General features: G+C 55.0%; 16 protein-coding genes. 10 read left to right on the plus strand and 6 right to left on the minus strand.

The genetic code is table 11. The annotated features are described in order from the left end of the window. Positions 1–193: 193 nt before the first annotated feature. The 4 genes from MHM97_RS16765 to MHM97_RS16780 all read left to right on the plus strand — a co-directional run bounded on the left by MHM97_RS16765 (position 194) and on the right by MHM97_RS16780 (position 2393). Complete coding sequence (locus MHM97_RS16765) at positions 194–973, plus strand: SDR family oxidoreductase (protein ID WP_239323545.1); 780 nt, start codon at positions 194–196, stop codon at positions 971–973. 68 nt (positions 974–1041) lie between these two features. Then, positions 1042–1533, plus strand: a complete 492-nt coding sequence (locus MHM97_RS16770; protein WP_239323546.1) for a nuclear transport factor 2 family protein — start codon at positions 1042–1044, stop codon at positions 1531–1533. Between the two features lie 158 nt (positions 1534–1691). Continuing rightward, positions 1692–2093, plus strand: coding sequence for a hypothetical protein (locus MHM97_RS16775; protein ID WP_239323547.1), 402 nt, complete (start codon positions 1692–1694; stop codon positions 2091–2093). A gap of 15 nt (positions 2094–2108) precedes the next feature. Beyond that, positions 2109–2393, plus strand: a complete 285-nt coding sequence (locus MHM97_RS16780; protein ID WP_370645752.1) for an Atu4866 domain-containing protein — start codon at positions 2109–2111, stop codon at positions 2391–2393. A gap of 248 nt (positions 2394–2641) precedes the next feature. Here MHM97_RS16780 and MHM97_RS16785 read toward each other — a convergent pair whose 3' ends face one another. Beyond that, positions 2642–3523 (minus strand): NAD(P)H-binding protein, encoded by an 882-nt coding sequence (locus MHM97_RS16785; RefSeq protein WP_239323552.1) that lies wholly within the window; start codon positions 3521–3523, stop codon positions 2642–2644. Positions 3524–3632: 109 nt separating this feature from the next. Here MHM97_RS16785 and MHM97_RS16790 point away from each other — a divergent pair, with 109 nt between their 5' ends. After that, complete coding sequence (locus tag MHM97_RS16790; RefSeq protein WP_239323554.1) at positions 3633–4634, plus strand: AraC family transcriptional regulator; 1002 nt, start codon at positions 3633–3635, stop codon at positions 4632–4634. A gap of 180 nt (positions 4635–4814) precedes the next feature. Here the strand turns inward: MHM97_RS16790 and MHM97_RS16795 are convergent, their stop codons facing one another. Continuing rightward, complete coding sequence (locus MHM97_RS16795) at positions 4815–5015, minus strand: ParD-like family protein (protein ID WP_441316275.1); 201 nt, start codon at positions 5013–5015, stop codon at positions 4815–4817. A 130-nt stretch (positions 5016–5145) separates the two neighbouring features. Between MHM97_RS16795 and map the strand changes: the two genes are divergently transcribed. Further along, a complete protein-coding gene (gene map / locus MHM97_RS16800) occupies positions 5146–6003 on the plus strand; it encodes a type I methionyl aminopeptidase (protein ID WP_255729861.1) in 858 nt (285 codons plus the stop codon). 159 nt (positions 6004–6162) lie between these two features. Here the strand turns inward: map and MHM97_RS16805 are convergent, their stop codons facing one another. The 3 genes from MHM97_RS16805 to MHM97_RS16815 form a co-directional block, all read right to left on the minus strand. Continuing rightward, a complete protein-coding gene (locus tag MHM97_RS16805) occupies positions 6163–6498 on the minus strand; it encodes a hypothetical protein (RefSeq protein ID WP_239323567.1) in 336 nt (111 codons plus the stop codon). After that, positions 6491–7471 (minus strand): class A beta-lactamase, encoded by a 981-nt coding sequence (gene bla / locus MHM97_RS16810; RefSeq protein WP_239323571.1) that lies wholly within the window; start codon positions 7469–7471, stop codon positions 6491–6493. The genes MHM97_RS16805 and bla overlap by 8 nt, the downstream gene beginning before the upstream one ends. A 300-nt stretch (positions 7472–7771) precedes the next feature. Beyond that, positions 7772–8725: an AraC family transcriptional regulator gene (locus MHM97_RS16815; RefSeq protein WP_239323572.1), complete on the minus strand. Its 954-nt coding sequence runs from the start codon at positions 8723–8725 to the stop codon at positions 7772–7774. Positions 8726–8819: 94 nt separating this feature from the next. Between MHM97_RS16815 and MHM97_RS16820 the strand changes: the two genes are divergently transcribed. Beyond that, the gene (locus MHM97_RS16820) at positions 8820–9578 is read left to right on the plus strand and encodes an SDR family oxidoreductase (protein WP_239323574.1); all 759 of its coding nucleotides are present in this window, start codon (positions 8820–8822) and stop codon (positions 9576–9578) included. Between the two features lie 57 nt (positions 9579–9635). Beyond that, the gene (locus tag MHM97_RS16825) at positions 9636–10580 is read left to right on the plus strand and encodes an alpha/beta hydrolase family protein (RefSeq protein WP_239323576.1); all 945 of its coding nucleotides are present in this window, start codon (positions 9636–9638) and stop codon (positions 10578–10580) included. 120 nt (positions 10581–10700) lie between these two features. Here the strand turns inward: MHM97_RS16825 and MHM97_RS16830 are convergent, their stop codons facing one another. Further along, positions 10701–11615 carry a hydrogen peroxide-inducible genes activator gene (locus tag MHM97_RS16830; protein WP_239323578.1) on the minus strand — a complete coding sequence of 305 codons (915 nt, stop codon included), beginning with the start codon at positions 11613–11615 and terminating at the stop codon, positions 10701–10703. Between the two features lie 150 nt (positions 11616–11765). On the opposite strand from MHM97_RS16830, the gene MHM97_RS16835 reads away from it, so the two are divergent. Both MHM97_RS16835 and MHM97_RS16840 read left to right on the plus strand, forming a co-directional pair. Further along, positions 11766–12005 (plus strand): YdcH family protein, encoded by a 240-nt coding sequence (locus MHM97_RS16835; protein WP_239323580.1) that lies wholly within the window; start codon positions 11766–11768, stop codon positions 12003–12005. A 9-nt stretch (positions 12006–12014) separates the two neighbouring features. Continuing rightward, the gene (locus MHM97_RS16840) at positions 12015–12209 is read left to right on the plus strand and encodes a hypothetical protein (protein WP_239323582.1); all 195 of its coding nucleotides are present in this window, start codon (positions 12015–12017) and stop codon (positions 12207–12209) included. Positions 12210–12295 lie beyond the last annotated feature (86 nt).

Consider the following 12295-nt stretch of genomic DNA (forward strand, 5'->3'; position numbering starts at 1 on the left):
TGCTTGCGCCGCTCGGATACATCACGCCAATCGAAGCTGAGGAGAAATACGAGGAAGCCTTGAAGTCAGACAAAATCGCAGCTTGAAATACGAACTCAACAGTCTCCGGAAAAACCGGGGCGGTTCAAACCTCCAAGGCGCGCTCCATTTGTAAAGTAAAGCTAACCACAAAGTCCAGAAATAGACCGGTACCATGGACGATCATCCCAGTCCATTTTGCGTATTGCAAGAGGCTGAAAAGGAGAAAGCCATGGAGAAGGTTATTCTGATTACCGGCGCGTCAAGCGGCATTGGAGAAGGCATCGCGCGCGAGCTTGCGACGCGGGGAGCGAAAATCCTTATGGGCGCGCGCCGCACCGATCGGCTGGATGCCATCGCAGAGGAACTGCGCAGCACGGGTGCAGAGGTCGAGACTCGCGCCCTCGACGTTACCGACCTCGAGTCCATGCAGGAGTTTGCGGAGGCAGCGCTCGACCTGTGGGGCCGGATTGACGTTCTGGTGAACAATGCAGGCGTCATGCCGCTATCGCCTCTGTCCGCCCTCAAGTTCGATGAATGGGGCCGGATGGTGGACGTGAATATCAAGGGCGTCCTTTGGGGGATCGGGGCAGTTCTGCCGACCATGGAACGACAAGGCGAAGGCCAGATCATCAACATCGGCTCCATCGGGGCGCTGCAGGCCGTGCCGACGGCTGCCGTCTATTGCGGCACCAAATTCGCGGTTCGTGCAATTTCGGATGCGCTCCGCCAGGAGAGCTCCAAGCTCCGCGTGACCTGCGTCAATCCCGGCGTCGTCGAGAGCGACCTTGCAGGGACTATCACCCATGAGGAAACAAAGGCGTTCATCGACGACTACCGGGCGATCTGTCTTCAGCCGGCCGACATCGCGCGGGCGGTGCGCCATGTGATCGAAGCGCCAGGCGACGTCGACACCACCGAAATCACCATTCGTCCGACCGCTTCGCCCGCGTGAGTACAGCGAGCGGCCTTGGTAGAGCAAGGCCGCTTAGCAACCACCTTGAGTTTATGAAGGATGGAACAATGAGAAAGTTCAATCACTGCTTACGCTTGGCCACTTGCACGCTTGCTCTGACACTTAACCCTCTCGTCGCACGCGCGAACGAAGCCGTCGAGAATGCTGCGATCGTCGGCAACGCATTCGAGACCTGGAGCGAGGGGACGTATATCTTCGATCAAATTCTTGCACCCGATGTCGTCTGGACTGTCCACGGCTCCGGGCCGGCGGCAGGGCGCTACACGAGTATGGCAGACTTCGTCGAGAAGGCTTCCACTCCGCTGGTCAGCCGTCTGGCGACACCCCTCATCCCCAAGGTTCACGAATTCTGGGCGGTCCGGGACACCGTGATCGTCCGCTTCGACGGCGCTGCAACTACAACTTCAGGCTCAGCTTACAACAACCAGTTCGTCTGGATTTTAAAGATGCAAGAGGGGCGCGTGGTCGAGGCCGAGGTGTTTCTTGACCTAAGGGCTTATGATGAGGTTGTGGAGAACAACGCCCCGAAACTTGACTGACCGAAACCCATTTCGCAGCGCTCGCAATTGTCAGCCTTGGATCCCCAGGGTGGCACCCCATTCGAGCAAAAACCGCTGCCTACCGGTCGCAATTCAGAGCACGGAATCCAGTCCAAACCGGCTCGGCGAGGCCCGCGGCACCTTCACAGGAGAAACCCATGTTCAAAGAAGCACAGACTACCGAAGCGGCGGGCAGCAGGATTTCGACCAGAACTCACGCGCGGGACGAGGCGACTTGGGAGAAGAAGAGAGACGACCGCTGTCAACAAGGCGCCGATCTCATCCCGAAGCCGATTGCAGGCGTTGCACGTGAGGTTCTGTCCCGACTGCGCCAAGGATGTCTCCGCCTCGCTGACGGCATTGAGGCCCTCGTTCCCGACGCCCTAGGGACGCGGACCTACCTTCAAGGTCGGTCCGGGAAATTTGTCGCCGCAGTTTTCTTTGCTCGGCATAAGCAAACACAACCTGTCCACCCCAAAAAACCAGGTATGAGGATAAACAGACATGCAATTTTCAGGCTACTTTTTACTTGCGGGATCGCTTTCATGAGCGCGACCTGAGCCCAGGGCCAATTCATCACCACCGATTTCCCACCCGGGCCGAGGCCAGAGTCTGAGACCGAGGCTCAGGACCACCCCTACGTCGGGATGTGGGTCACTGAAGATGGTCACATCCGCCACTTGCTGCTCGATAACGGTCGCTATGACGAGGCACGCGGCACTCGCGAGAGCGCTTGGCAAGGTCGCTACCGCGTCACCGGCGACATCATCCAATACTGGGATGACACCGGATTTTACGCTGATGGCCAGTTTCGGAACGGTGTGTTGTACCACGCAGGCTACATATTCTACCCTCGCTAGGAATTGCAAAACATCCAACTGAAAATCCTCCAAAATAGGCGATCATCGTTTAGAAACGTGAGCGTGACTGGAGAGTTTACAAGGCTCTTGAGCCAATGGGATGGTACACCTTCCCATTGGCTCGGAAGTGCTGAAGGCTGAGAAACTCGGCGCCTGCGAACCTTCTTGGTGCAAAGCGCCGAAATGATGAATGCGACCGGAAGCCCGACACGACCTTACGGAGAGACCGCAGGACATCGGAATAGTTGTCAGATGGCAGGCTTTAATTCACGCTCGCACCATTGCCGGAACGTTGTCGGAGTCCTCCACTGTCTCTGGGACACTTCGGTAGCGTACGTGGTGTCCATGCCTTCATTTTTGGCGCGCATCATCGCTGAGTAATCCCGGACCATACCCGGGCTCGTCCCAATGGCCGCCAGCATTCCTTCAAATGCGTCCGCCGACATTTGTTCAAAGCGGATCGGCTTGCCCAGAACCTCCGTCATGATCTCTGCCATCGCATCATGTGTCATATCTCCGGGACCGCAAAGCGGCATTTCGTCGACACCCGACCAGTCCCGCCCTGCGAGCAAGCCTGCAGCCACATCAGCCACGTCTGACTTAGCGACGACCGGTAGCGCCAGATCGCCAGGAGTTGGCGCGTAGAACGTGCCGCTGTCCCGGATCGTTCCGAGTTGTCGCAACACATTGTCCATCAATGACGCGCAGCACAGCGCGCGATAGTTCACACCGGTAGCGCCGATCATGTCGTCCGTTTCCAGAGTCGCAGTCACGAGGCCCGCGGGATGGTGCCAACCGCGGCCAAGCGCGGAGATGCCGACGACATGGGAGACGCCGGACGCGGGAAGTGCCTCGACAAAGGCGCGGGAAAACTCAACGTATCCCTCGCGCGCACTCGCGGCCGTCGGGCTGCCCGGTGGCAGCCAGAACACCGCTGAAGCTCCATCTAATCCTCGGTCTATTGGGGTACGGTCCGCATGCGAACCTTCGATAACCTCTATTCGTTGCCGCACTTCGTCAGGAAGCTTGGTTGGATCGCGCAGAACGACGCGAACGTTTTGCCCGGTATCGAGGACACGCTTCAACACGCGCGATCCTATGTCTCCGGTTGGGGTGGTGATGAGTATCATGTTTGGTCTCCCGGCTTTGTGACTGTGATATCAATTAGCTAAATTGGGTGTTGTGAACGGACAATGCGCAATGATACTCATTCCTGTCGCCATCGTTCGGAACAAATAGATGACACTGCCCTCTGCCGCACCGTTGGACACGCTGTCGGACATTATCGGTTTACTTCGCCCTCACGACTGCGTGGCCGCAGGGCTCGATGCTGGTGGCACCTGGGCGATCCGATTTGGGCGGCACGAGGGCGTCAAATGCAATGCGGTCGTGAAAGGGAATTGCGAACTTGTGCTTGGCGCACGGGAAGTAGTCGGCACAAGCGATAGCAAATTTATTCCCAACATCCCGATCCGGCTCGAGGAGGGGGATTGCTTCGTGCTTCCACACGGCCTCCCCTTTCTCATCTCTTCACCGAACGCAACGGGCGAGAGGGATGTCGAGACTTTCTACGCGCCGGTGCAGCATGGAGGCACGGCAGTGCATGGCGAAGGCGGTGATTTTTTTATGACCGGCGCGCGGTTTCTTGTCGCGGAACCTATGGCCCGCGAGCTGCTGGACGCCTTACCGCAGGTACTGGTCATCCGGCATGCTGCACGCAGCGAAGCGGTTCGCCGCGCGCTCGATTGGATAATTGGCGAACTACGTGTGCCTACGCCGGGGCAGGCGCTTGTTATCGCGCACCTATCGCATATTCTGTTGATTGAAGTGATGCGCCAACACCTATCCGCAGCTCCGATTGAGGCAACCGGCTGGATGGCGGGTCTCTCAGATCCGGCACTCGCACCCGCTATTGCCGCACTACATGCGGATCCTGCTCGGTGCTGGACGGTCGCGGCGCTTGCCGGAGAGGCAGCCATGTCGCGCACGACCTTCGCGGTTCGCTTTAGGCGCGTGGTCGGGCAAACGCCTATGGCTTACCTCACTAGATGGCGCATGCTCCGCGCGGCCGATAGACTTTCCCGTACGGATGATCCCATTGCTCGTATCGCGGAAAGGGCTGGCTACTCCTCGGAGAGTGCCTTCGCTCAAGCCTTCAGACGAGAAATGGGCCACTCGCCACGTCGCTACGCAAGCGAACGGTTGGATGTTATTGAAACTCCCACCCCCCAGAAAAAGTAACACTTCAAGCATCCCCGTCTCGAGTGTACTGCTTGCCCAAGCGGACTCTCCCAACAGCCGCAGAGCGTCTTTTCTACATCGGCGCAATTGGTTCATCGGTCAGCCGACACATATCATCAATGTCATCGCTCCGTTTTTAAAGCCTTGCAGCGCGAACAAAGGTATAATGTTATTCTGAACTCAAGCTGCGTTGGTTCCAGGAAGCTGGACGTCAGCTTCTTTGAGTTGTCGAGCCATTATCTCTGTGAAGCACAAACCTGGGTTTGCTTCGGCCAGCATCCCGACCTTTATCCAAAACTCAGCTTGTGCATTGATTGATCGGCACATCACTCCGCTTGATTTGCGCAGTTCTTCATGCAGTTCATCAGTGATTTTCACGATCCCATAGACACTTGTCCTTCAGCAGTGATACGAAACATATACGAACCATATACGAATCGTATATTGTGACGGATTGCATTCGTCAAACACTGTTGGCTTGAGAATGTCGCTGATGCGGGGAGTAATTCACTTGGATACCTATATTTATGTTACTGACGCCCCCAAAGACCGAAATGTACGAAGAACCGAGAGCATTAAACTTTACGGCCCTGAAGCGTTTGAAGGGATGCGTCGCGCAGGCGCTCTGACAGCAGTTTGCCTAGATGAAGTCGCAGATCTCGTGCGCGTCGGAACCCCTCTCTCAGACATTAACTCTTTCGTTATCGACTTCGCCAAACAACACCATGCGAGACCGGCGACCCTGGGCTACGAGGGCTACGAATACGCCTGTTGTACATCTGTAAACCATGTAGTTTGTCACGGTTTTCCGAACGCCAAGAAGCTTCGCGACGGCGATATCGTGAACGTCGATGTCGCACTCGAAGTTGATGGTTGGTATGGCGATTCCAGCCGTATGTATTCGGTCGGACGGCCAAAGAGGGCAGCTGAACGCCTGATTAATATCGCCCATGAAGCGATGATGCGCGGCATAGAAGCAGTCCGTCCAGGCGCTCGGCTCGGAGACATAGGCTTTGCCATTCAGCATTACGCCACTTCCGAACGGTGTTCAGTCGTCCGGGATTTTTGCGGTCATGGCATCGGTCAGGTTTTTCACGACGCACCAAATATTCTCAACTTTGGTAGACCGAACACTGGCACTGAACTGCGTGAGGGAATGATTTTCACGATAGAACCGATGATCAATATAGGTAATCCGGAGGTCAAATTGCTAGAAGACAATTGGACCGCAGTGACGAGGGACAGATCACTGTCCGCTCAGTTTGAACATTCAATAGGCGTTACGGCGGATGGATTCGAGATATTTACACTTTCGCCCAAATGCCTCCATGCGCCAGGGGTCGATTTATTGATCAGCGCATCTGAATGACCATCGAAATTCAATGCAGATGTATAACTCCTGTTTACAACTGGGTTGTGCGGGCAGGATTAAAGTAAACTGTCCCTCCATAAAACTGAGGGATTGCACAAAGCATTCAAGAACGCAGACACCAACGTCTGCATTCAGATTAACTCATGAGAAAAATGATTAAGGGCAATTGAAGGGAACAAAGGTACTCGCCATGCCCTCATTCATGGTCATAACCGTCAGAAGATTGGCAAACTCGATCTCAGCACCTGTGACAGGGCAAATATTGCCCTTTCCCTGACAACCGCCATCGATGAACGCTAGGTTGTCAGCCAAAAAACTCTCTCTCAGTCCATCTTTGCCAACAGATGCAACTGCCGTTTCGACGGCTCGTCCATAAAGAACGCACTTCTGTTCTCTCCAAGTTAAACCTTCCAGATCTTGCGCGATGACGGGTTGTGACCAACAAATCAATGCCGCCGATATGACCCGGGCAAAGGAAAGCACGCTATTCATCGGGATAAGGCTTCAAAGGTGGAAGAAGAACATTAGTGGTTGCGATGCGAGCCAGTTCAGCATGGGTACTATCTTGAGCTTCAGCGCGGTCTGATGGACCTCTAATGTAGACCGACATCAACAAAGGCTTCCGGTCCGGCGGATAGATCGCTGCAATGGTTGAGGTCTCCCCAGACGATCCAGTTCCGGTGCGGTCACCAACCGACCATCCCATTGGTACCCCAGCGCGGATCCTAGCCGCACCCGTCGTGTTGGCGATCATCCATGCGACAAGCTGGTCCTTACCGTTCGCTGACAGAACATCCCCGAGCAAAAGTGAATTCATAGACTTCAACATCTGTAGCGGAGTACTGCTGTCCCTCACCTCGCCAGGAGAAACATCATTCAACTCAGTCTCGAAGCGGTCAATACGGGTAATCGGATCACCCATGTCACGCAGAATTGCGGTGAGTGCTTCGGGACCACCGAGGTTGCGTAATAGAATATTGGCCGCTGCATTGTCGCTGCGCGTCATTGCAGCCTCGCATAGTTCGCGCACACTCATGGTGCCGCCGATCGAATGTTGGACAACTGGGGACCATGAAACGATATCAGAGGCATGGATTTCAAGTCTGTGCTCAAGGTGATGCTGCCGACGGTCTACGCGTTGAAGAACAGCTCCCGCCAGCAAGAATTTAAACGTACTGTTGAGCGGATAGAGAGAGTTTTCGTCCCACCCGCTAGAGCGTCCGGTTTCCGTGTCTAAAACAGAAACGCCGAGGTCACCCCTGACATCAAGGCTAATCACCTCGAAAGAGAATCTCGGGATAAGCCCGTTATCGTGGGTTCGAGGTTGTAGTTCTCGTGTCCCATAGGTGGATTGGTTGGCGCTCGCGAGCGAAGCAACCAAAGACGCAGCCCCTGCAGCAAAAAAACGTCGTGAGATGTTCTTCAAAATGCTTTCCCTCAATATTCGTCTTGCGATGAGGCTCATTCTTGGAGGCAGTGTGCCGAAGATTCCAACTCTCTTCCAGTTGGTTTTCATAAGCTCGCGGGATGCCGCCGACGTGTGTGTCTCTCATTTGAAAGGCAGTGAAGGCCGGATTGGCATCAGCAGGGTCGATCCTCGAAAGAGTTCCGCCAAGCAGAATGCAGATCCCTAACTTTCAAAGTCCAGAAGGAAGCCATGTAGAACTGTACTCGATGCTTGGTTGTAATCTGGTCGTGTTTGCTCCCTCTCCTCGCTGTTTGTCACTTGGGGGCGCGCAAATCAGCCCGTCGCAATAAATCATCGTCACGCAGACGGGATTTTTTCGTCTTCTTGTTTTGATACATTCTCTCTCCATTGAGACACGAACTGGCGTGGAGAGACGCCCTCATGACGAAGAAACGCCATCCCAAAAGCGCTTGCGGAACCATACCCGATACGCTCTGCAATTTCTGAATTGGTCAGCTCTTTCTTCATCAGAAGTTCGCGTGCCAAAGCCATGCGCCAAGCAGTCACATATTCCATTGGTGCGCATCCGAGAGCTGTTTGGAACTTTGCATAAAATGACGACCGGGACATGCCAACCTCTTGCGCAAGCCTAGAAACCGACAGCGCTTCTCCTGTGTTGAGGTGTATCCGGTGCAATGCGGCAGAAAGTTGTGGGTCGAACAAAGCTCTGAGCAAGCCAGGAGGGCGGTTAGGACCCGGGCTCGAACGAAACCCCTCGATCATCAAAACCTCGAGAAGACGCTGTAAGATCATATGCCTTGCGGGTCGGCTGGACTGGGTTTCCTCGTGTATAATAGTAGCCAACATCATAAGACGTTTATGGCCGGAAAGGTGGATCATGTCTGGCAAAAGGCTCACCAGTATGTCGCGTGCTGATGCGTTAAAACGGCAATGTCCGATGAGAGCTCGCATCTCCACCGGCTCTTCGCTCGGCCCTAGCCGGAAGTAACCTGGCCCCAATTTACGCGGAAAGCGGGCTGCGCCTGGCGGCGGAGTGGCCACACTTTCCATGATAAAGCTCCCGAGGTCAGGTATCAGTGCGAAATCACCCGCACCTAGCAACATGGGTGACCTCCCCTTAACGATCAGGCGGCATTGGCCCTCAAGTATGGCGGCATAAAAGGGACTGTCTAGATCGGTCCGCTCCACGCGCCATCGCCCTCCCGCTTCAATCATCTTGGAAATCGATGGACGCGGATTCAGCAGCGCTACGACACTTGAGATGGGATCAAGAATTTCCTCGGGACTCATTTTGAACAATCTCTGAATCAGTTTGGACTTTCATACATAGTTCGTCCCGTGAGTTGTGTCTAACTCTCTGCTGACACTATCAGGAGTAACCCACATGCCTCGTATCCTTATCACCGGCTGTTCTTCAGGTTTTGGCCAGGCCATAGCTTCCCATTTCCTCAGGGAAGGTTGGGACGTCGTCGCGACTATGCGAAACCCCTCCTTTGACATTCTATCCCCCTCAGACAAACTTCGCATCCTCCAACTCGACGTAACGAACCACGGCAGCATACAGGCAGCCATTTCCGATGCAGCACCGATTGACGCGCTTGTGAACAACGCCGGCGTCGGCATGCTGAACGTGCTCGAAGGTCTCGAAATCGCGAAAGCCCGGGAATTGTTCGAGACGAACGTCATTGGCACCATGGCGATGAGTAAGGCTGTAATGCCTGGCATGCGTGAGCGCGGCGGCGGAGTGATCGTCAATATTAGCTCGAGCATTACACTGCGCGCCCTCCCTGCACTGTCCGTGTATTCAGCAAGTAAGGCGGCGGTTAATGCTTTCACCGAGAGTTTTGCGCTAGAAGCTGCAAACTTTGGCGTGCGCACGCGGATCGTTTTGCCCGGCAGCGCGCCAGAGAGATCCTTCGGAAAGAATGCCGTAGCCCGGATGGGCATGAATGTTCCAAGCGAATACAGCACCTTTGTCCGGAATTATATTGAAACGCTTCAGGGCGTGACAGAGAAGACCAAAGCGCAGGATGTCGCAGCTGCTACGTGGCGTGCGGTGACCGACCCAGATGCTCCGATGATGCTGCCCGCGGGAGCAGACGCCGAGGCATGGTTCCACGAGGCCGGTCGCACTACCGCATGAACGATTGACGTCGCAGCTGTCATAGCTGCGACTTTACCACAAAGGATAGCTGGCCCGATGAACAGATTGATTGACCTGGCACGGCACCTGCCAACGCCTCATGCGGAGTTGACCGTTGCCTATTCACCGATCCGGCTCCCAATGCCGGACCGTCCTCCACTAGAGTTACGCCTCACCGCCCCTGTAAAAGGAACGTCTTTGCCGCTTGTTTTGTTCTCGCATGGGCATGGGCCATCGAACTACATCCCTTCCAAGGAGGGCTACGCTCCAATAGTGCAATTCTGGGCGGAGCGCGGGTTCGCTGTGATACAGCCAACACATGCAAATTCCCGTGTAGCGGGATTGGATGCGAATAGACCTAACGCACCGTTCTTCTGGCGCGAGCGGGTGGCCGAGATGCGATATATCCTTGACCAATTGGACGAAGTCGAGCGCCAAGCAAGGGAAATACAAGGGCGCATTGATCACTCGCGCATAGCAGTGGCAGGTCATTCGTTCGGCGGTCATACATGTAGCTTGCTTCTAGGAGCGTCTTTCCATGGAGAGACTTTTTCAGATCCCCGCATCATGGCCGGAGTGCTCCTCGCTGCTCCAGGACGCGGTGGGAGAGATCTTAAGCCCGAGCATGCCGAGCGTTTTCCATTCTTTGACGTGGATTTCACGAAAATTAATACGCCGACCCTAGTGGTCTGCGGTGGTGAGGATAATCCGCACTTCACTAAACGTGGCCCAGAATGGCATGCAGATGTTTTTAGTGATGCGCCCGGGGCCGAGGCCGTATTGACGATCTTGGGCATGGGTCATGGCCTCGGAGGCATTGCTGGATGGGATGCCAGAGAAACCGAGGCGGAGGTACCAGATGCTCTCGAAACAACTCGTCGCCTTAGTCTCGCGTGGCTGCGCAAGTCAATGGGATTGGGGTCTAAGGAATGGTTCGAAGGGCGCGACGCTCTCCAAGTGGCTGGTCAGGGCCTAGCAGACTTGATTGAGAAGAATGACTGAACCGTGGCAGGCTTGTTGGCCTGATCTTCTTCCGAAGAAGTTACCGGGTATGACTTTCACTTTCTCCGGGTAGGAAGCCGTTGATCACGGACGCGATCAACATCTGTTTTTGGGAGAAAACTACTCCATTTGATGGGCGCGTTGCCCCGCGACAGCAATCGCTTCGGCCAGTTGCAGAAAACTTGCAGGGTTGCCGCTTGAAACACGCCAAGCCAAACCGACTTGGCGATCCAGTCCAGGCTTGAGATGGACGACGCAAACATCACCCTTGCGGTTGTCGATTTCTGATTGCGTGTATGAGCGTGGCAACACTGTTACCCCCATACCAAGCGCAACCATCTGGCGGATCGCATCCAAACTCGTTCCGTCAATATCATCCCGCATCCGGGCGCCTACCGATCGAGCAAGGGCCTCCACTTGATTGCGAAGCGAGTAAGCCGGATTTAGGCTCAAGAATTGCTCTAGCCCCAACTCTCGTCGATGCGCGCTTCCAGCCTCAGCCAATGGGTGATCACGAGGAACGACCAAATACAGCGGTTCTCTGAACAGGGGATGAAAGTGGATGTCATCCCTAAGTACCGGCGCCTGTGTGAGGATCAAATCATGTTTTCCCGCAGCAAGGTCATCTAGCAGCTCTCGCGAGGGACCGTCTCGAATGATGAGTTTAAACTCCGGATACACCTCATGCAGTCGCTTCAGAACCTGCGGAAGGATATATGGGCCGATCGTTGGGGAAGACCCGAGCCTCAGAGTACCCGTCAGTCCTTCTAGCCTGGTGGCTGACGCATTCACCAACAGGTCGCAGTCCGCCAAAATTCGTTCGGCTCTTGTCGCAATGTCGCGGCCCGTTGCGGTCAGGATCAATCCATTTCGCCGTCGCTCGACCAGTTCACTTCCGACGATCTCTTCCAAGGCGGCGATCTGGAGGCTGAGTGAGGGTTGACTGATCCCCAATTGCCGAGCTGCGCGTCGATACTGAAGGGCGCGACTGAGTACGACAAAATAGCGTAGATGTCTCAGGCTGAGCTCGGGCATGTCACTCTCCGGGAAGGGGGCTTTCAGAAGTATAGGTATTTCCTATTCTACTTCCTAATAGGATTGTATTGGCCGAGAGAAGTACCACTCCCACATTCCCTTCATCTGCAAGACATCTCTGCAGGCTTGTTTGGTAAATGGAGGTTCGAAATGAAAGACAGCCCGAAGGTCAAAGCATTCTCTCTGGAGGTTCGATTGACCAAACTACGTATGAAACACCAAACGCTCAAAGCTCGGATTGCGCAGGAGATGCGGCGGCCGTCCCCCTGCAGTGCCAGTCTGCAGATGCTGAAACGTCAGCGGTTGCGGATCAAGGATGAAATCGTCAGTTGCGCCAAACGGCTGCAGCCGATCGGACAGACCCACTTCGCACAACAGGAATGGAGCTAGGAGACACCCATGTTTGCGACATTCATTCTCCCGAACATGCAATCACGGCGATGGCATAGTGGCGATCTCGACGACATGCGTCACGCAATCTTGGACGAGGACGAGGACGAGGACGAGGACTGCGACGGGCCGGACGGCGGCAGCCCGTATGTTCTGTCATTTACGACTCTTGCTAAATCAGAGGCCCAGAACTCCAACAAATAATCTATGAGCGAGAAGGATTTCTACATCCGCAAAGCCGGCACCCCGCCCAACCGGGGTGCCGTTCTAATGCCAATGTAGCGCTTCAC

It is taken from the genome of Epibacterium sp. Ofav1-8, from assembly GCF_022348185.1.
Taxonomy (GTDB): Bacteria; Pseudomonadota; Alphaproteobacteria; order Rhodobacterales; family Rhodobacteraceae; genus Epibacterium.